This window comes from Paenibacillus oralis, from assembly GCF_003863965.1.
Lineage (GTDB): Bacteria > Bacillota > Bacilli > Paenibacillales > Paenibacillaceae > Fontibacillus > Fontibacillus oralis.
Genome location: NZ_RRCN01000001.1, coordinates 463,128 through 481,291 on the forward strand (window position 1 = coordinate 463,128; position 18,164 = coordinate 481,291).

Consider the following 18,164-nt stretch of genomic DNA (forward strand, 5'->3'; position numbering starts at 1 on the left):
TTTATTCTCGTGCCAAATCGATCACGCCTTGAGCGATTTCCTCGGGCGTCGCCTCGGGGCGGTAAATTTCGCGCAGGCGTCCTTCACGGTCGACCATCCCGATCAGGTCCATGTGCACAAAGTTTCCATCGTTATCCTTGTTAATGAGGATTTGAAACGAGTTCATCGCCAGGTCGATCGTCTGCTGTTCATCCCCGCGCAGGAAATACCAGCCCGAATAATCAGCCTTAAATTTATCGCCGAAAGCTTTAACGTTCTCCAGCGTATCCCGCTGCGGATCAAAGGTGATCGAGACGATCGACGCGTCTTTGCCAAACAAGCCCTTTTCCTTCAAAATATCCTGCACCTGGCTTAGCCGGAACGTCGTGATCGGACAAACGTCCGGGCAGTTGGCGAAGAAGAAATAAAACAATCTGACCTTTCCGTTCGTGTCCCCCAGGGTGACTGTCTTGCCGTCCACATTTTGCATGCTGAATTCGCCCACCGGCCGGATAACCGGCAGCTTCGGCTTGGCGGCATACGTGTCCCACAGCAGATATCCCGCCAAAACAACGCAGATCGCCAGCAAAATCCAGGTCCACTTGTACTTTTTCAAAACAGCCATCCCTTAGACCTCCATTACAACCGTACGGTATCGAGAATCATGACGATCAAGTTCACCGTCAAATAATTTACGGAGAACAGAAACACTTTTTTCGCCCAAGCATCGTTGTCTTTGGTGCGGAAGCCCGTCAGCGCCATCAACAGCCAGGCAACCGACAAAATTTCCGCGATCACCAGAAACCAGATCCCCGTGTAGCCATAAACGTACATCAGAATCGGAATAGGTACGAGCAAGACCAGATAAGGGATCATCTGCAGCTTCGTCCGCAGAACGCCCTTCACTACAGGCAGCAGCGGAAAACCGGCCGCGCGGTATTCCTCCGTGCGCCGGATGCCAAGCGCCCAGAAATGCGGAGGCTGCCACAAAAACAACATGGCGAACAGCAGCCATGCGCCCAGATCGACGGTGCCGGACACCGCAACATAACCGATGACCGGCGGCATCGCCCCGGAAATCGCCCCGATGGAGGTGCTCCAGGTCGAAGTTCTTTTCAGCCAAAGGGTATAAACAACAACGTACACGAACATGCCTACTGCGCCGAACAAGCCGGCCAACGGGCCGGAAAACGCAAACAAAACGGCAAGGCCCAAAATGCCCAAAACAATCGCGTACCAAAGCACCGTTTTCGGGGAAACCTTCCCGGTCGGGAGGGCGCGATTTTTCGTGCGGGCCATTTTCATATCCATTTCCCGGTCGAAATAGTTGTTAAAAACACACGAAGAGGCCATGACCAGCATCGTTCCCAGCAGCATGAAAATCAGCTTGCCGTATTGCAGTTGCCAATGTGAAGCCAACCAGAAACCGGCGAAGGCCGCGATCAGGTTCGAACGCAGAATGCCCGGCTTGGTCAAAGCGATGAAATCTTTCAAAGTCGCCGCCTCTCCCGGAGGAGTAGGTCTCACGGACAACGCTGCGGATTCCGAAGAAGCCTGATATCTTAATGGTTTGTCCACGCGGATTCATCCTCCTACAAATTTTATTGAGTTTGGGACTAAGCTATATCAATAAATCCGTAAATTATTCAGCAATTTTCGCTCTCGCTATAAACTTTATCATATCAAAACCCAAAAGTGTTTGACAATCATCGGAATATAGGGTGGTTATTTTGACAATTTAGTGACACAAAGACCGCTGGAGGTTATCCAGCGGTCTTTGTGATTTTATCCCGGATATTAATGTTACTTAACAACAAACCCCATCAGCCGCTGCACGTCCTGCAGCGTTTTTTCCGCTGTTTCGGACGCCCGTTCCGCGCCCTGGCGCAGGATCTGGCGCAACTCGCCCGACTCGCGGATCTCGCGGTACCGCTGCTGAAGCGGCTCGATCACGCTGACGACGGCCTCGGCCAAATCTTTTTTGAACGGACCGTACATTTGGCCTTCGTAGCGTTTCTCCACCTCTTCGATCGACAGGCCGGAGCACTGGCTGTAAATCGTAATCAGGTTGCTGACTTCCGGTTTGTTCTCCGGATCGAATTTGACCTCGCGGCCCGAGTCGGTCGTCGCCCGGCTGATTTTTTTGCGGATAACGTCCGGTTCGTCCAGCAAAGCGATATAGCTGCCCGGGTTCGGGTTGCTTTTGCTCATTTTTTTCGAGGCATCGTCCAGCGACATGATCCGCGCGCCGACCTCCGGAATATACGGCTCCGGAATCGTAAAATAGTCGCCGTAGCGGTGATTGAACCGTCCCGCCAAATCCCGGGCCAGCTCCAGATGCTGCTTCTGGTCCTCGCCCACCGGCACCAGGTCAGCGTTATAAACCAGGATGTCCGCCGCCATCAAGGCCGGGTACACAAACAATCCCGCACCCACCGATTCTTTGCCCGCCGATTTGTCCTTAAACTGGGTCATCCGCTCCAGCTCGCCCATCGAAGTGAGCGTGGTCAGCAGCCATCCGAGCTGGGCGTGCTGCATCACGTGGGATTGCAGATAGACGTTCGCTTTATTCGGATCGATGCCCGCCGCGAGATACAGCGCCGCAACAGCTTCGGACTGTTCCGTCAATGCGGCCGGTTCCTGGGGGACCGTGATGGCGTGAAGATCCACCACCATAAAGTTGCAGGCGTAATCGTTCTGCAAGGTTACGAAATTTTTGATCGCCCCGATATAATTTCCCAATGTTAGTTTCCCGCTTGGCTGAATGCCTGAAAGCACTTTTTTCATCGTTCAATAACCTCCTTGATTTAAATGCAAAAAGGCCCCACTCCCGCAAAGGGACGTGAGACCGTGGTGCCACCCTTATTCGCCGAATTCTCCAAGGTTCTTGCAGCCTGAGCTACGCTTGTGCAAGCCAACCTTAGGCCGAATTCAGCCTTATTGGTTCCGTAACGTGGAATGACCCGGCCGGCATACTTCGCAATTCGCAGCAAGGCTTCCCGCCTGCTCGCGGTTCTGTCCGGCGCTCCGAGGCCCATTCGGCCAAAGCTCCTCCTCCGGTTCGCATCAACCACCGGCTTTCTGCAGGACGAACGTTTCGCTTACTTGCCCTCATCATCGCATTATCGTTATCGGCGAATCCTGTAAGGCTACAGAACCTTTGCAGAACCCGCTTTTGTTGATAATAATCATAAAAGTCTTTGCCGTCCATGTCAAATTCATTTTTCGTCTACCGCAAAAAAATGTTATGATTAGTTTTAGCTTAAGGAACAGATAATTATGTGGGAAAAGGAGCAACGATATGAAAAAGGTGACCAAAGGGCAATGGAACGGTTACGATACGTATATCTTACATAGCCACGAACTTGAAGTCACGCTGCTACCCCGCCTTGGCAATAACGTGATTCGCATTTGGGACCGTGTTCAGCAGCGCGATGTGCTGCGCCATCCGGACGAAAGCGAACTGGATTTCTATTTGCAAAAGCCGTACCACTTCGGCATCCCTTTGCTGATTCCGCCGGGACGGATTCGCAGAGGGCACTTCTCGTACGCGGGCCAGGAATATCAGTTTGACCGCAACACCGCCAACGACAACCACATCCACGGGCTGCACCGTACGCAATCCTGGTGCGTCAGCGATATCGAAGAAGACGACGAGGGCTGCGCCATCACAACGGAGTTCGTCACCTCGGATGATCCGAACTGGATCCGGCAATTTCCCGAACCGCTGAAACTGGAAATGACCTTGCGGCTGCAGGGTGCTTCCTTGAAGCAAACCTTTAAAATCACGCACTTGGGACAAAACGCCACTCCGTTCGGTTTGGGCCTGCACACCTGGTTCCTGATCGACGGCGAACCTGGCCGCTGGAACCTGAAGCTGCCGGTTAGCGGACTGTTCAAAGCCGATGAAGAGCTGATCCCCACGGGAGAGATCGCTCCTTTAGGTCCATGGGAAGCTTTAAACGAAGGGATGAACCTGCAGGGCGTAAACTGCGATACGATGCTGAACATCGGCGGCAAACCCGCGGTGGCCGCGTTGACCCGGGATGACGGGTACGGTCTGCGTTATTCCGCCGATCCGGAATATTTTATATTTTGGGTCATCTATTCCAAGGGCGAAGCCGATCAGTTTTTCTGCATCGAGCCTTACACCTGGCTCCCGGATGCCCCAAATTCCCCCCTGCCTGCCGAGCAGACCGGGTTGATTGATTTAAAGCCACAGCAGACCGTTGAGCTGAACCTGAACCTGGATATCGTTTACCCTGCCGGCGAATCCGCCCCCGATTCAGACGCCTGATCCTTTTGCTTCGCATACGTCAATACGAAAACTAAGCGGCCGTTCGTCATCCACCTGCGATGATGGACGGCCTTTTTGTGCGCCGCCACTGGGCCGCCGATTTCTGAAATGAAATAATTACCACTACTAAAGATCGGAGTCTACCCGCATATTTTTCTCCCTAGGAACCATACTAACAGCACAAAGGCAAAGGAGGTGACAACGATGGCAGGTAGAAGCGGAAGCCGAAACAACCTTATCGTTCGCGAAGCCAACGCCGCGCTGCAACAACTGAAAGCTGAAGCAGCTCAAGAATTGGGCGTCCAAATTCCGCAAGACGGTTACTACGGGAACTACACATCCCGTGAAACCGGCTCCCTCGGGGGTTACATTACGAAACGTCTGGTTCAATTGGCGGAGCAGCAATTGTCGGGTCGTTCGAACCTGTAACTTGCATTCTCCTATCATTTAACACTATAGGAAACAGGCGATCTGCAATGCAGGTCGCCTGTTTCCCGATTCATGCGTTCTGCATTTACCCCGTTTTAAGAGGTCTTATCTTGTTTGTATGTATTGATGGCGTCCTTACGCGAGTAGCGCTGGATCAGCAAATTGGCCATGTTGTAATTGGATTCCAAGATGGCGTCGACGACAATCATTCCTTGGCGAAGCGCAAATTCATAACTGATTTCCCCGTGAGTCCAATACCGTTTGAACTTTAACGACTCGATGGCCATCCTCCGAAAACAAATGATCTGCTCCATGGTCAGCCCTGTGCTCTCCTCGGCGAGATGCCCGTTCCGTCCGGCAATCGGATTGTGGCGGATTCCGAATTTTCCGATGGTATTGTTGCGGATTTGGATGAATACGGTGCCTGACGTTAATCCGGAAAGCTCCTCTTCCATCTCCTTAAACGCCATTTCCACTTGTCTGGCGAGGGAAATTTCATCGATTCCCAGCATATCCACCCTCCCTTCCCATGTAAGTCCCTATCACATAGGGCTTATGTCTCATTATAGTCCATGATTTTGTATACATCAACAATATACTACAAATTTGGTTATTAATTACTATACAAAATATGACTGCAATTTTTTTTAAATTACATAACTCAACTTTTGCAGCAAAAAATCGGCAGGCGGCCGTTCGACCAGCCCATCGTGAGCATAGATCGTGAGCATAGGAGTTCCCTTGCAAAACGTGCCGGTGGCATGATCTCTAAATCGGGCAAGCAACTCGACCGCTTTGCTGCGATTCCGTTCAAACATGGAAGCATGGAAGCGTCAACGATGAAAAGGGCGTTACGATCCGCCGAGGTCAGCACATCTACCTTTTGCACCATAGCCGTTTCGAGCAGTGTCACAAATCGACGCCAGGTGAGGGGGCTGTCTAAAGGGTTCGTGTCTTGGTGTTCGTGTCTTGGTGTTCGTGTCTTGGTGTCCCTGCCTGCTGCTTACCTTTGCACAATTATCCCTTTCGCTCAGAAAGCGGGGGGTGGGGGCTAGAGTGAGGGTTCCAAAAAAAGAGAGAAGAAAAAGAGACGGGGAAAAAATAAGGCGGTTCAATTAAGATTTTCGGCTTGATCAGGGAACATATGTTTGGTATAATGAAATAAATGGAACGTGCGTTCGTAAATTCTTGATTCGGGGGCGAGTGAACATGGAGGGCAATGCGGGAACGGAACTTCAATCATTCAGCAGCCGTTATAACAGCGAGCAGGCCTGCATGGAGGCGGTGATCGCGATGAAGTGGCCGAACGGCTTCGTCTGCCCGCGCTGCGCTCACACCCGGTGCAGCCGTCTGACTTCCCGGCATATCCCCTTGTTCGAGTGCGGAAAGTGCAAGCATCAAACGTCGGCTTTGGTCGGCACGATTTTTGAAGGAACGCATCTGCCCCTGCTCAAGTGGTTCAAGGCGCTGGAGTTGTTCTTGCTTGAGGGCGGCATCTCGGCGATGCGGCTGAGCAAGGTGATCCGGGTCACCTACAAAACCGCCTGGTTGATGCTGCATAAAATACGCCATGCCGCCCTAGAGTTCGATGCCCGTGAGCTGCTCTGCGGAGACGTGAAGGTGAACAGCGATCTGTATGGGTGTAATCCGTCCCGGTTTCAGGTTTCGAATCCGTATGCCTCGGCGGTCGTAGCGGGATGCACGGTCACGGAGTCGGGCGAGCCGGAGCAGGTCAAAATCCGCCTGGTGCCGCATAAGAGAGGAGACGGACAAAGGGCAAACCGTCTCGAACTCGCCGCGTTCCTCAACGAGCATGTGGATGTCCGTACATCGGCGGTAGAGTCGTTTCCTCTAGCCTTTCGGCTGTATGCGCCCTTGCGGAAAGTGGTGAGAGAGGCGTGGGAATCGCTGAAGAGTACGTATGTAGCCTTGGGACTGAAGCATCTGCAGGCGTACCTAAACGAGTACACCGTACGCCGCTCGCTGCGCCGGCCCGGAGCGGAAGAAACGATGCGGCAGAAGTTGCTGCACATGTGTGTGGCGATTCCGGTGATCCCTTACCGCCGGCTGATCGCGCGCCAACCGAACCAGCCCCTTGCGGCTGCGGCCTGATCGAGACGCTGGAACGGTGGGGGGAGATTGACGCAGATCAACTTAATGGGTAGGGGTTAGCTTAATGCGGATCAACTTGATTGGTGTGAGTTAACATGAACGGTGTGGGCGTTGCTGCAAATGGAAGGGTTCAGGCTACAGCAAAATCATGGTCTTTTCGTTTCCCTCGCGTCTTGTCCTTGATCTCCTGTCTTGATCTCTTGTCCGGTCTGTTTCACCTCCCCTAAACCTGATTCCTTCTCCTAAGCCCGTCTAAATTATCTCGCAGCGATCTGCTTCTCCACCAAATATTTTCTTCTCCCGAGCTTGTCTGTTTCTCTGCTACCCTGATCAAACGGGATAATCGTGCAAAGCGTCCGGACAGCGAGTGTTGATCTGCCGCCCACCCCAAGAAAAGAATACTTTACTTCGTTTGGCAGTTGATTTAGGTCGGGCTGATGGTCTATAACAATGAAAGACACCTCTTCTGTGCTGATCGGCGTAGAAGCTCTTCACGCTCGCTTTACCAAACGAAGCGGTGTGCGCCATGGCCGCAAAAAAGCGGGCCCCTCATCGTCATCAAGGACGAGGGACCCACTCACACCCTTTTATTTGGTCAATTCTAAGAACGCATCAACATCTGCTACGGACAACGCCATCGCTTCGCGCCAGAAATCCGGCTTGGTCAAGTCAACCTGCAGATGCTTCGCAGCCAGTTCCTCAACCGTCATCCGGCCCGTATCCCGCAGCAGCGCATCGTATTTCTCCGCGAATGCCTGGCCTTCCCGCTGCGCCATCGCGTAAATGCCGGTGCTGAACATGTAGCCGAAGGTATACGGGAAATTATAAAACGGCACATCCGTGATATAAAAATGCAGCTTGGAAGCCCAGAAATGCGGATGATAGTTGCCCAGCGCCCCACGGTACGCTTCCCGTTGCGCTTCCTCCATCAGCGCGGACAATTCGCCGGCGTCCAGCAAGCCTTCCCGGCGCTTCGCATAAAAGCGCGTTTCGAACAGGAAGCGGGCATGAATGTTCATGTAGAAGGCGATGGATCTCTGGATTTGGTCGGCGAGCAGCACAATTTTCTGTTCCTTGCTTGCCGCGTTTTTCACCAGGGCGTCCGATACGATCATTTCCGCAAAGGTCGAAGCGGTTTCCGCGACGTTCATCGCGTAATCCTGGTTGAACACCGGCAGCTCCTCCATCAAATACTGATGATAGGCATGACCCAGCTCATGGGCCAGCGTCGACACGTTCGACACCGTTCCCCCGAACGTCATGAAAATCCGCGTTTGCTTGCTGACCGGAAGCGCGGTGCAGAAACCGCCCGGCCGCTTCCCGGAACGGTCCTCCGCTTCGATCCAGCGCTTGCGGAACGCCTCGGCCGCAAATTCGGCCAATTTCGGGCTAAAGCCGCCGAACTGCTTGACGATATCTTGCCCGGCCTGGTCGTACGTAATTTCTTCCGTCACTTTTCCGAGCGGCGCGTCCACATCGGCCCAGTTCAGCTTTTCAAGCCCAAGCAGCTTCGCTTTCCGCTCCAAATAAGCGACGAATTTCGGCTTGTTCTCCTCGATCACCTGCCACATCGCATCCAGCGTCGCCCCCGACATCCGGTTGATCGCCAGCGGCTCCTTCAGGATATCGTCCCAGCCTCTCTTTTCGTACAGCTTCAAACGGAAGCCCGCCAGCCGGTTCAGCGTATCCGCGCAGTAATCGGCGGAATTGCTCCAGGCTTCCTCCCAGCTGGCAAATACCCGCTCCCGAACGCTGCGGTCCGGATCGTCCAGCTTGTTGGCCGCTTGACCCACGGACAGCATCTTCACTTCCCCGCCCTGCTCCTGGAACGGCACGTTTACTTTGGCGACGACCGTATCATAATGCTGCCCCCATCCGTGGTAGCCGTCGATAGCCAGGTCCGAAGCCAGGCTTTCCAGCTCGGGTGACAGCTTTTCGCGGGCTTCGCTGCGTTTTTCGCTGAGCACAAAGGAAATCGGCGCGATCTTGCCGCGCTTCATCCAGCCCTCCCACACCTCGTCGCTTGTCATGCGCAGCACGTTCCAGAACAAGGTCATCACATTATTGTACGCGGCCCGGAGCGATGTTACTTTGGCGTCCAGTTGAACCGCTTTTTTGTCATGCTGATCCTGAGCCGTCAAACAGGCCACAAAGCTACCCGCTTCGAGCAGTTTGGCGGAGGCCGCCTGCAGCCCTTCAATGATTTCGTCAAAAGCTTCCGTGTCCTTAAGCGATACCGGAGCGCTCAGCTCCTTAATGGCTGCGTGGTAACCGGCAATATCGCGTTCCAACGTCTCAAGAAATTCACGGAACGCTGCGGAAGAAGAACCTCCCGGGAAAATCGAGTCAAGCTCCCAAGTCGGATCAAGGGGTCCAGTGAATAATGTCATGGGTATTGTCTCATCCTTTCTTTAATCGTTTATTATTGATGCCAAAGCAGGCGAAAAAGTATGCTATTATATAGCTACCAGTTTGACAGGAGGGATATTCATATGAAGCCGCTACAAATTTCACCGGACACCGCCGTTAAATTAGCAGCAAAATTAAAGGTGCCGCTCGAGCACCTAATGCATATGCCGCAGCACATTTTACTCCAAAAGATCGCCGAGCTCGCCAAGGAAGAAGCCGGAAATAAACCGGCCGAAGCCAGTGCGGAACCTTCCGCGTCCGAACCGGCAGGCGAAACGAAACCCGGGGATCCTAAGCAGAGCTCATGATTCCGTTTAATCAGAGTTTGCCTTATGATGTGGTCATGGGAGATGTGTATGTACAGGATTGTCCTTTTTGCGGAGCCGGCAATGTGCTGCTCCCGTTAAAGCCACGTGAGCTCAAAACCATACGCGAAGGCAAAAAAAAGCTATTGGTGTTCCCCTGCTGCGGAAACAAGGTTCATGTGCTGGACTGCGACAACGACTACTTGCTCACCGACACGGTGTTAATGCGCTAAACCCGCCAAACTTCCGCGCGTATCGCTTATCGCTGCAATTAGGGCCGTTCATTCAAAGAACGGCCCTTTATGATTTGATCCGGCAGGTATTCCGGTCCCTTTCCGGTCCCCGGCCTCCGGCGTTAACTTTGCATTTCCTCCGGAAGCTCATGCCCGGCGCCAAGCATTTCCTCGCGTAGCACCGCCCACTGCTCCCGCGATGCCCGGATCATGGCGGCATCCATGATCTTCTTATCGTTGATGACGCGGCTAAACCATTTGACGGCATCGTGGTAATTGCCGATGCGGCGGTTCAGTTCGCCGATCAAATACATCAGCCGGGCGTCGCTGCCCCCCACACCTTCAACTTCATATACGCGGACGTAAGATTCCAGCGAATACTGCAGGAACCGCTTCTCCTGCTGTTCATTGTTCCGGTAACGGTACAGCCAGGCAATATGATGCAGGAGGCTGGCGATAATCCGCTCTTTCTCCCCGATCGTTTGCGCGCACAGCAGTCCAAGCTTATAAGTTTCAAGGGCCGCGGCCCAATCGCGTTGCCCGCCGTAATCACGTTTGATGTACTTGCTGCCGATCGCCTCCTGAAACAGGGCCCGCTGCTTGTCGTTCAGTCTGTCCGTGGAGTTCTCCGTGGAAGCAAATCCGCAGGAAGGGCATACCCTGACGACGTAATAATCGGGATTCTCCTTCTGATAATATCCGCAGAAATCGCTATCCGTCCGCACGGCCCGCTTAAAGCTGGGGCGGACGCGCGACGTCGAAAATTCATGTTCGCAGTAAGCACAGGTGATTTTGATCTGATAAAGAGGTTCAAGTTCCAATTCTACAACTTCCTTTCCAAAAGTCCGCCTTCGGCGCATATCCGGCGTCTTGTTCTAAGGTGTGTTTACGAAATGGAAAGCGGGGCCGGAAAGGCGGTCAAGCACGAACCCGCGCAGCGGCTCCTCAATTCCGATCTCCTCCAGGGCGGCTCGCATGCAGGCCAGCCAGGCTTCGGCGCGCTCCCTCGTCACCGGGAACGGCATATGCCGCGCCCGCATCATCGGGTGGCCGAATGCATCGGAATACAAGGGAGGCCCGCCGAAAAACTGCGTCAAAAACATATACTGCTTCTCCATCACCGGCGTAATGTCCTCCGGGAACAACGGTGCAAGCAGCGGATCTTTTTGCACCCTGGGATAAAATGCTTCCACAAGCCGCTTTAGCGTAGGGCCGCCGCCAAGATTGTCATAGATGCTTAAGGTTGGATCCATAAACTCACCGCCTGCTTTTCAACTCTTTATATTATAGCAAAAAAAAATAAAAGCTCCTATCGGAGCTTCTGCGTGTAAGTTATACAACATGAAACGGTCAATAGCTGCTCCAATCCTCTTCACCGGAATGGACGAGAGAGGCACGGATAACGTACACAAAAGCGCATACGAGAACACCTGCAACAATGCTCATTATTATCACTCCATCCACAAAATTTTACTTCTGCGAGGTCCATGATCGTAATTTTGGCTGGTACTAAAGTTTCAATTTTATCATCTAAATTTATTCTAGCATAAAAATGCTGAAAGATCAGTATTTGTCGCGGCCGCTTGCTTTAATTTTTTGTGCTGTTTGTCCCACAAAACACATAAACTTCACTATGATCCGATGTGGAGGCGCGTTACTATGGTCATAAAACGAATGGTTGCCTTTCTTCTGCTCATGTCCGCCGCAGCCTTGGCCGTGCTGATGCTGTGCTATCCGGAACAGTCCTGGCAAGCCGGCATTCGCGGACTGGCGATTTGGTGGGATGTGCTGTTTCCTTCGCTGTTCCCGTTTTTTGTGATCTCGGAAATCATGCTTGGATTCGGGATCGTGCATTTTTTGGGCAAGCTGCTCGATCCGCTGATGAAGCCGCTTTTTCGCATTCCCGGCAGCGGCGGCTTTGCGCTGGCTATGGGATTCGCGTCCGGCTACCCCGTCAGCGCCAAGCTTGCCGCCAAACTGCGCGAGCAGCGCCTCGTTACCCGCGAGGAGGGCGAGCGCCTGGTCGCCTTTACCACCTCCTCCGACCCGATCTTTTTGATCGGCGCCGTCTCGGTTGGTTTCTTCGGCAACCCGAAGCTTGCCGGGGCGCTCGCGCTTGCCCACTACGGCGGGGCGCTGCTGATCGGGGGAATCATGCGGTTTTACCGGGCGAGCGCGCCCGGAACCGCAGCTCGCGCCAAAGCGGCTTCCTCCCGGCGCTTCAGTTTGAAGCAGGCGCTGCTGGCGATGCACCAGGCCCGGATCAGCGACGGGCGAAGCATCGGCGAACTGCTTCGCCAGGCCGTCGTCTCGTCCCTGCAGCTCATGACCGTCGTCGGCGGCTTGGTTGTATTCTTCTCCGTCATGCTGGAGATTTTGACCGCCTCCGGCGTCATGAGCGCCCTCTATGCCGCCTTGCGCTGGCTGCTGCCCGCGGTTGGGCTCCCTCCGGAGCTCGCCGAGGCGATCGTCGGCGGCCTGTTTGAAGTGACGCTCGGAGCCAAGTCTTCCGCGGCCCCCGAAGGCATCCCGCTGATGTACAAAGCAGCGGCGGCGGCTTTTATTTTATCCTGGGGCGGGCTTTCGGTGCATGCCCAGGTGGCCAGCATCTTAAACGGCAGCGACCTGCGTTACTTGCCGTTCCTGTTTGCCCGCTTTCTTCATGGCCTTATAGCGGCCGCCTTGCTGCTCGTGGTCTGGGAGCCCGTCATGGGCGCCGCGCCGGCCTTCGGCCTGTTTTCGCCCGCGGAAGCCGCGCAGCTTCTCGGCTGGCGGTCGGTTCCGGCGGCGCTCCGGCTGGCGCTTGCGTTGGTCTTGACGCTGATTATTTTGTCTGTCCTGTCGAGAATCATTCATCGCTGGCTTACGAAGCCGCAAAACCGGTAAAACGAGCCGGATTTAGCCGAAGAAAATCTAACGGTTGCAGCATCGCCGCCGGCGCCGAAATGAAACGTTGTGTTCTGTCCGGGAATTGATTATGATCTTTACAAAAGGAACTTCAAAGGAGCTTGTCATCTTGAGATATTATGTGCTTGACCGTGGCGACCAGTTATCTGTCGATTTAAGCGAGTCTTTTCATAAGCTGGCTGCCGAGCAGGGCCTGCAGCTCGACTCCGAATCCCCGGAAATCGTCGTTTCCATCGGAGGAGACGGCACGATGCTGCACGCCTTTCACACGTTTATCGATCAGATTCCATCCATCGCTTTTGTCGGAATTCATACTGGGCATCTCGGTTTTTATGCGGACTGGAAGGCCGACGAGATTCCCGAGCTCGTTAAAATGATGGGCGGACACGCCAACTCCGGACTCCCTAAGCCCCGGATGGTTCAATATCCGCTAATCGAGCTGGAGATTCAAAAAAAGTCGGGAACCACCTCCTACATATGCCTGAACGAATTTACGCTGAAAGGCGTGGACGGCACCGTTGTCGCCCAGGTGGACATCAACGACCAAATGTTCGAGATGTTCCGGGGGGACGGCATCTGCGTTTCTACTCCGTGCGGAAGCACCGCCTACAACAAAAGCTTGGGCGGAGCCATGATTCACCCGTCGATCGAAGCGCTGCAAATCACTGAAATCGCCTCGATCAACAACCGGGTGTTCCGGACGATGGGATCGCCGCTCGTGCTGCCGAAACATCATCATTGCGACATTTATTCCAAAAAAGAACAAAACCTGCTGCTTACGGTCGACCACGTTAACCTGCCCATGAACGATCTGATTTCCGTACGCTGCCGGGTGGCCGACAAGAAAGTCAGCTTCGTGCGCTATCGTCCGTATCCTTTTTGGGATCGCGTACGCACCGCCTTTTTAGGCTGATCCTTGGGACAAGACTCCACAATATTTTGCAAAGGACGAACCCTATATGAAGAAAAACCATTTCCGCAAGTACGCCATCATCCCGCTGCTAGCGTTGTCGCTGTTAGGACTGCCGCAGGCGGCCGGCGCTGCGGAAAGCAGCGCTGTAACTAATGAAGCGGGCGAAGCGGCCGCAAATTCCGATCTGGTCGTGCTTGAAGAAGTGCTGGATCTTTTGGACGCGTACAATATCGAAGGGGTGGAAAGAGAACAGTTTTTGGAAAATGCTATCCGGGGAGCGGTTTATTCGCTTGACGATCCGTACAGCGATTATTTCACCGAGGAAGAGCTGCAAAGCTTTGAAGAAGGCCTGAACCAGGAATATGTCGGGATCGGCGCCACGCTCCGCTATACGGGAGATAAACTGTACATTACCGATGTGCTGGAAGGTTCCCCGGCGGCAACCGCCGGTCTGAAACAAAGCGACATTATCACCCTGGTCGACGGGCAAGCGGTAACCGGCGGCGAAGACATCGCCCGGATTCAAGGCCAGGAGAACACGATCGTAAATATAACGGTGAGCCGCAACGGGCAAAAGCTGAATTTTCCGATCAAACGGGCGCATTTCGCCTTGCCTTCCGTGACCGGAATGCTCATCCCTTCCAGTAAGGTCGGCTATATCGCGATTTCTTCCTTTTCCGAAAATGCGGATGACGAGTTCGCCGCCGAACTGAGCTCCCTTCGTGAGCAGGGCATCGGGGCCTTGGTGCTCGATTTGCGGGACAATCTCGGCGGCTATGTGGAAGCGGCCGCAAACATCGCCAAGCATTTTATGAAGGAAGGCGTGCTGATGTACACGGCGGATCAAAGCGGGACGCTTCAGCCGTATACGATCGAGGGCGGTGAAAATATCGGGATGCCCGTCGTCGTGCTTACCAACGAGATGACGGCCAGCGCCTCGGAGATTTTAACGGGCGCTCTGCGCGACAACGGCATCGCCAAGGTCGTCGGCACGCATACCTACGGCAAAGCGCGTATCCAGAACCTTTTCACCTTATCGAACGGCGGTTCGCTCAAATTAACCGTTCAGCGTTACCTAACGCCTAAACAGGAGGACTTCAACCACGTCGGTCTCAAGCCGGACATCGAAGTGGGGGGCAGCGCGCCAGCCCAGTTGATCACCGGTTTGTATCAAGCCGGGGTGCGCAAAATCGAGCTGAGCGGAAGCCCGGCTTCCCTAACGATTAACGGCGCCTCCTTCGCAGGGTTTGTCGACGTGCTGGAAGACGACGGAAAAATATACGCCCCGGCCCGGATCCTGGCGGCGCTTGTGCAAGGCGAACCGGCCTGGAACGCCGGCGCGCAGAAGCTGACGATTACGGACGGCAGCGGCAAGACGATAGGTTTTTCCAAGGCTTCCAAAAGCGTCAAAGTCGTCTATGGCGAATCTTATGTAGAACTGCACGACTTCCAGCAAAAATACCCGGCTCTGGTATGGAGCTACAAGCAAGGCATCCTGCAATTATCCGTTAAATCCTAAATTCCAGATGCAAAAAGCCTGCGGACATGATGTGTTCCGCAGGCTTTTTTCGTTTGCCGGATATGCCCTAAGACAATCCTTTTTCGCTATAACGTTATTATCCGTCTTACTTCTCCGCCAAAGTTTTCTTCCATACCCCAAGAACGAGTGCGGAAACGACCGAGCCGATCAGCACCGCCAGCAGGAACAGCAGGGCATGGTTGGCAAGAACGGCGACGAAAATACCGCCGTGCGGCGCAGGAACATTGATTTGCCACAGCTGCGTCAGCCCGCCCGCGATCGCCGAACCGAGAATACAGGAGGTCAGGACGCGCATCGGATCCGAAGCGGCAAATGGAATGGCGCCTTCCGTAATAAAGGAGAGGCCAAGCACATAGTTCGTTACCCCGGATTTGCGCTCCTGCTCCGTAAATTTGCCTTTGAAAAACGTTGTGGCCAAAGCAATCGCCAGCGGCGGAACCATCCCGCCGGCCATAACGGCCGCCATCATCGCCCCGTTGGTATTTCCGCTCGACGTGAACACCCCGATGGCGAAAGCATAAGCGGCTTTGTTGAAAGGTCCACCCATATCGATGGCCATCATGCCGCCAAGAATAAGGCCGAGAATCACCATGTTTCCGGTACCCAGAGAATTCAGCACATCGATAAGCCCCGTGTTAATCCAACTGAAGATCGGATCGACAATGTAGAACATGATGGAGCCGGCGATCAAAAGACCGAATATCGGATACAGCAGGATAGGCTTGAGTCCATCCAGCGTTTTCGGCAGCCCGGCAAAAACCTTACGCAGCAAGATAACGACATACCCGGCCAGGAAACCTGCCGCAAGCCCGCCAAGGAAGCCGGCGTTGGCGTTGACGGCCATCAGACCGCCGACCATCCCGGGCATCAGGGCCGGGCGGTCACCGATGCTGAATGCGATGAAGCCGGCCAAAATCGGAATCAGGAAATGAAAAGCTCCGTTTCCGCCGCCGATCGTTTGCAGCAGTTGGAACAGGGGGCTGTTCTCCCCGGCCACCTGCTCGATCAGGAACGAGACAGCAAGCAAAATCCCGCCGCCGACGACAAACGGCAGCATATGGGAAATCCCGCTCATCAAGTCTTTGTAAATTTTGCTGCGTCCGCTCTGGCCTTCGTTTCCGTTATCCGCAGCTTTGGCGCCTTGGTCGCGGTAGATCGGCGCATCGCCGTTCACCGCTTTGCGGATCAGTTCCTCAGGCTTGCGGATGCCGTCGCTAACCGGTCTTTGCAGGACCGGCTTCCCTTCGAACCGCGCCATCTCCACATTTTTGTCCGCCGCTACGATAACGCCTTGGGCGCGGCGAATTTCATCGGCGGTAAGCACGTTTTGCGCGCCCTCCGAGCCGTTGGTTTCGACGCGGATGGCAATCCCCATCTCGCGGGCTCTTTTCTTCAGCGCATCTTCGGCCATGAACGTATGCGCAATCCCCGTCGGGCAAGCGGTAACGGCGACAACAAACGGCTCCGCGTCCGCCGGACCGCCGCCGCGGACGGCTGCCGGTCCTTCCTTCTTCGCTGCATCCCCGCCGGTCCCGTTTGCGTTCGCATTCGTGCTGCTCGCCTTTTTCGCGCTTGCGTCCGCTCCGGCCGAGCCTTCCGCCTGTTTGGCCGCTTCTTCCTCGGCCTGTTTGGCGTCAAACAGCGCCGCCACTTCGTCCGGCGTTTTCGCCTCCTTCAACTTGGCGATGAAGTCGCTGTCAATCAGCAGCCGCGAGAGCGCGGCAAGCGTACGAAGATGGGTATTTCCCGCGCCTTCCGGAGCGGCGATCATAAAGAACAAATAAGCAGGCTCTCCGTCCAGGGCATCGTAATCGACCCCTTGGCTACTTTTACCGAACACGACGGTCGGCTCGTTCACCGCAGCGGTTTTGGCATGGGGCATGGCGATCCCCCCGCCGATCCCAGTGCTCGCCTGCTCCTCGCGCTTCAGAATCGCTTCCTTGAACTTCACCGGGTCGTTGATTCTGCCGCTGGCCGCGAGGCTGGCGATCAGCTCGTCGATCGCCGCCTCTTTGCTGGGCGCCCGCAAATCCATAATCATTGTTTCTTTAATCATCAGGTCTGTAATTCTCATGATACTCACTCCCTATAAAAGGTTGTTCAAAAAGTTCGCTTTTGAAGATATCTAAAACCAACGGGAAATTTCCACCTGCGGCCGCAGTTGATCGATCCGCTCCCGCGTCGCCAGGTCATCGGAAAACGCTGTCGCGCTTCCCGAAGCGACGCCCGTGCGGAATGCCTCAAGGGCGTCTCCTCCCAGCGCAAGCGTGCCGACGAATCCAGCGACCATCGAATCCCCGGCTCCGACCGAGTTCCGGACTTGGCCGGACGGAACGTTCGCGTAGTAAACTTCCTCTCCGGTAATGAAGAAAGCTCCATCACCCGCCATCGATATCAGAACATGGCGCGGGCCCTCTTGAAGCAGCTTTCGGCCGTAAGCGATAATCTGTTCCTTGGATTCAAGCGTTACGCCAAACAAATCGGCCAATTCATGATGATTCGGTTTGATCAGCAGCGGCCGGTTGGCAAGCGCCTGTTTTAACGGTTCCCCGGTCGTGTCGATAATGAAATCGGCGCCGGTCTCCGTACAAACGCCGATGATCCGCTGATAGAAATCGGCATCCAGCGACGAAGGAATGCTGCCGGACAGGACCACAACATCATTTTGCCTTAGCGCCGACAGCTTACGCATCAAAGCTTCCTCTTCCTCTGGACGAATCTCTGGCCCTTGGCCGTTGATTTCCGTCTCCTGCCCATGCTTCAGCTTGATATTAATCCGCGTATCGCCTTCGACATGTACAAAATCGGTCCGAACCGCTTCCTTGCGCAGCAGATCTTCAATATGGCGGCCGGTAAATCCGCCCAGGAAGCCAATCGCCGTATTCTCGGCGCCAAGCCGGTTCAGCACGCGCGATACGTTGATTCCTTTCCCTCCGGGAAGCTTTAAGTCCCGGCTCATCCGGTTTAAACCGCCCAGCTTCAAATCCTCCACTTCCACGACATAATCGATGGAAGGGTTAAGCGTTACAGTATAGATCAT

At 54.4% G+C, this 18,164-nt stretch carries 17 protein-coding genes and 1 pseudogene; 8 read left to right on the forward strand and 10 right to left on the reverse strand.

What is annotated here, in order from left to right:
- Window position 1: 1 nt before the first annotated feature.
- From EHV15_RS02175 to trpS, 3 genes are all read right to left on the reverse strand, one after another.
- The gene (locus EHV15_RS02175; protein WP_128629831.1) at window positions 2-604 is read right to left on the reverse strand and encodes an SCO family protein; all 603 of its coding nucleotides are present in this window, start codon (window positions 602-604) and stop codon (window positions 2-4) included.
- 14 nt (window positions 605-618) lie between these two features.
- Window positions 619-1,557 (reverse strand): heme o synthase, encoded by a 939-nt coding sequence (gene cyoE, locus EHV15_RS02180; protein WP_128629832.1) that lies wholly within the window; start codon window positions 1,555-1,557, stop codon window positions 619-621.
- 225 nt (window positions 1,558-1,782) lie between these two features.
- Complete coding sequence (gene trpS, locus EHV15_RS02185) at window positions 1,783-2,766, reverse strand: tryptophan--tRNA ligase (protein WP_128629833.1); 984 nt, start codon at window positions 2,764-2,766, stop codon at window positions 1,783-1,785.
- 514 nt (window positions 2,767-3,280) lie between these two features.
- Between trpS and EHV15_RS02190 the strand changes: the two genes are divergently transcribed.
- Window positions 3,281-4,276, forward strand: a complete 996-nt coding sequence (locus tag EHV15_RS02190) for an aldose 1-epimerase (protein ID WP_128629834.1) — start codon at window positions 3,281-3,283, stop codon at window positions 4,274-4,276.
- A gap of 204 nt (window positions 4,277-4,480) precedes the next feature.
- Window positions 4,481-4,705, forward strand: a complete 225-nt coding sequence (locus EHV15_RS02195; RefSeq protein ID WP_128629835.1) for an alpha/beta-type small acid-soluble spore protein — start codon at window positions 4,481-4,483, stop codon at window positions 4,703-4,705.
- A gap of 95 nt (window positions 4,706-4,800) precedes the next feature.
- On the opposite strand, the gene EHV15_RS02200 is transcribed toward EHV15_RS02195, so the two are convergent.
- Together EHV15_RS02200 and EHV15_RS38180 are read right to left on the reverse strand one after the other, a co-directional pair.
- The gene (locus EHV15_RS02200) at window positions 4,801-5,217 is read right to left on the reverse strand and encodes an O-methyltransferase (RefSeq protein ID WP_128629836.1); all 417 of its coding nucleotides are present in this window, start codon (window positions 5,215-5,217) and stop codon (window positions 4,801-4,803) included.
- A 179-nt stretch (window positions 5,218-5,396) separates the two neighbouring features.
- Window positions 5,397-5,630: pseudogene (locus tag EHV15_RS38180) on the reverse strand (IS4 family transposase); the annotation flags it as partial.
- A gap of 284 nt (window positions 5,631-5,914) precedes the next feature.
- Between EHV15_RS38180 and EHV15_RS02210 the strand changes: the two are divergent.
- Window positions 5,915-6,817: a transposase gene (locus EHV15_RS02210; RefSeq protein WP_128629837.1), complete on the forward strand. Its 903-nt coding sequence runs from the start codon at window positions 5,915-5,917 to the stop codon at window positions 6,815-6,817.
- A 587-nt stretch (window positions 6,818-7,404) separates the two neighbouring features.
- Here the strand turns inward: EHV15_RS02210 and EHV15_RS02215 are convergent.
- Window positions 7,405-9,207 (reverse strand): M3 family oligoendopeptidase, encoded by a 1,803-nt coding sequence (locus EHV15_RS02215; RefSeq protein WP_128629838.1) that lies wholly within the window; start codon window positions 9,205-9,207, stop codon window positions 7,405-7,407.
- Window positions 9,208-9,309: 102 nt separating this feature from the next.
- Here EHV15_RS02215 and EHV15_RS02220 point away from each other — a divergent pair, with 102 nt between their 5' ends.
- Both EHV15_RS02220 and EHV15_RS02225 read left to right on the forward strand, forming a co-directional pair.
- Window positions 9,310-9,534 carry a YycC family protein gene (locus EHV15_RS02220; protein ID WP_128629839.1) on the forward strand — a complete coding sequence of 75 codons (225 nt, stop codon included), beginning with the start codon at window positions 9,310-9,312 and terminating at the stop codon, window positions 9,532-9,534.
- On the forward strand, window positions 9,531-9,764 hold the full coding sequence (locus tag EHV15_RS02225) for a hypothetical protein (RefSeq protein WP_128629840.1): 234 nt from the start codon (window positions 9,531-9,533) through the stop codon (window positions 9,762-9,764). Before EHV15_RS02220 ends, EHV15_RS02225 begins: the two co-directional genes overlap by 4 nt.
- Before the next feature lie 122 nt (window positions 9,765-9,886).
- On the opposite strand, the gene EHV15_RS02230 is transcribed toward EHV15_RS02225, so the two are convergent.
- Complete coding sequence (locus EHV15_RS02230; RefSeq protein WP_128629841.1) at window positions 9,887-10,585, reverse strand: DUF2225 domain-containing protein; 699 nt, start codon at window positions 10,583-10,585, stop codon at window positions 9,887-9,889.
- A 54-nt stretch (window positions 10,586-10,639) separates the two neighbouring features.
- Window positions 10,640-11,017: a globin domain-containing protein gene (locus EHV15_RS02235; protein ID WP_128629842.1), complete on the reverse strand. Its 378-nt coding sequence runs from the start codon at window positions 11,015-11,017 to the stop codon at window positions 10,640-10,642.
- Between the two features lie 406 nt (window positions 11,018-11,423).
- Between EHV15_RS02235 and ylbJ the strand changes: the two genes are divergently transcribed.
- The 3 genes from ylbJ (at window position 11,424) to EHV15_RS02250 (ending at window position 15,103) form a co-directional block, all read left to right on the forward strand.
- Entirely contained in the window at window positions 11,424-12,650 is a 1,227-nt protein-coding gene (gene ylbJ / locus EHV15_RS02240; RefSeq protein ID WP_128629843.1) for a sporulation integral membrane protein YlbJ, read from the forward strand.
- Between the two features lie 130 nt (window positions 12,651-12,780).
- Window positions 12,781-13,584, forward strand: coding sequence for an NAD kinase (locus EHV15_RS02245; RefSeq protein ID WP_128629844.1), 804 nt, complete (start codon window positions 12,781-12,783; stop codon window positions 13,582-13,584).
- Between the two features lie 46 nt (window positions 13,585-13,630).
- Complete coding sequence (locus EHV15_RS02250; protein WP_128629845.1) at window positions 13,631-15,103, forward strand: S41 family peptidase; 1,473 nt, start codon at window positions 13,631-13,633, stop codon at window positions 15,101-15,103.
- 106 nt (window positions 15,104-15,209) lie between these two features.
- On the opposite strand, the gene EHV15_RS02255 is transcribed toward EHV15_RS02250, so the two are convergent.
- Together EHV15_RS02255 and pfkB are read right to left on the reverse strand one after the other, a co-directional pair.
- The gene (locus EHV15_RS02255) at window positions 15,210-17,198 is read right to left on the reverse strand and encodes a PTS fructose transporter subunit IIABC (protein WP_128629846.1); all 1,989 of its coding nucleotides are present in this window, start codon (window positions 17,196-17,198) and stop codon (window positions 15,210-15,212) included.
- Between the two features lie 51 nt (window positions 17,199-17,249).
- Entirely contained in the window at window positions 17,250-18,164 is a 915-nt protein-coding gene (pfkB, locus tag EHV15_RS02260; RefSeq protein WP_128629847.1) for a 1-phosphofructokinase, read from the reverse strand.

What these genes read in the sequence shown, in the direction of transcription:
- EHV15_RS02175 (WP_128629831.1), bottom strand. Translation starts at nt 604, where the DNA reads ATGGCTGTTTTGAAAAAGTACAAGTGGACCTGGATTTTGCTGGCGATC.
- trpS (WP_128629833.1), bottom strand. Translation starts at nt 2,766, where the DNA reads ATGAAAAAAGTGCTTTCAGGCATTCAGCCAAGCGGGAAACTAACATTG.
- EHV15_RS02190 (WP_128629834.1), top strand. Translation starts at nt 3,281, where the DNA reads ATGAAAAAGGTGACCAAAGGGCAATGGAACGGTTACGATACGTATATC.
- EHV15_RS02195 (WP_128629835.1), top strand. Translation starts at nt 4,481, where the DNA reads ATGGCAGGTAGAAGCGGAAGCCGAAACAACCTTATCGTTCGCGAAGCC.
- EHV15_RS02200 (WP_128629836.1), bottom strand. Translation starts at nt 5,217, where the DNA reads ATGCTGGGAATCGATGAAATTTCCCTCGCCAGACAAGTGGAAATGGCG.
- EHV15_RS02210 (WP_128629837.1), top strand. Translation starts at nt 5,915, where the DNA reads ATGGAGGGCAATGCGGGAACGGAACTTCAATCATTCAGCAGCCGTTAT.
- EHV15_RS02215 (WP_128629838.1), bottom strand. Translation starts at nt 9,207, where the DNA reads ATGACATTATTCACTGGACCCCTTGATCCGACTTGGGAGCTTGACTCG.
- EHV15_RS02220 (WP_128629839.1), top strand. Translation starts at nt 9,310, where the DNA reads ATGAAGCCGCTACAAATTTCACCGGACACCGCCGTTAAATTAGCAGCA.
- EHV15_RS02225 (WP_128629840.1), top strand. Translation starts at nt 9,531, where the DNA reads ATGATTCCGTTTAATCAGAGTTTGCCTTATGATGTGGTCATGGGAGAT.
- EHV15_RS02235 (WP_128629842.1), bottom strand. Translation starts at nt 11,017, where the DNA reads ATGGATCCAACCTTAAGCATCTATGACAATCTTGGCGGCGGCCCTACG.
- ylbJ (WP_128629843.1), top strand. Translation starts at nt 11,424, where the DNA reads ATGGTCATAAAACGAATGGTTGCCTTTCTTCTGCTCATGTCCGCCGCA.
- EHV15_RS02250 (WP_128629845.1), top strand. Translation starts at nt 13,631, where the DNA reads ATGAAGAAAAACCATTTCCGCAAGTACGCCATCATCCCGCTGCTAGCG.
- EHV15_RS02255 (WP_128629846.1), bottom strand. Translation starts at nt 17,198, where the DNA reads ATGAGAATTACAGACCTGATGATTAAAGAAACAATGATTATGGATTTG.
- pfkB (WP_128629847.1), bottom strand. Translation starts at nt 18,164, where the DNA reads ATGATCTATACTGTAACGCTTAACCCTTCCATCGATTATGTCGTGGAA.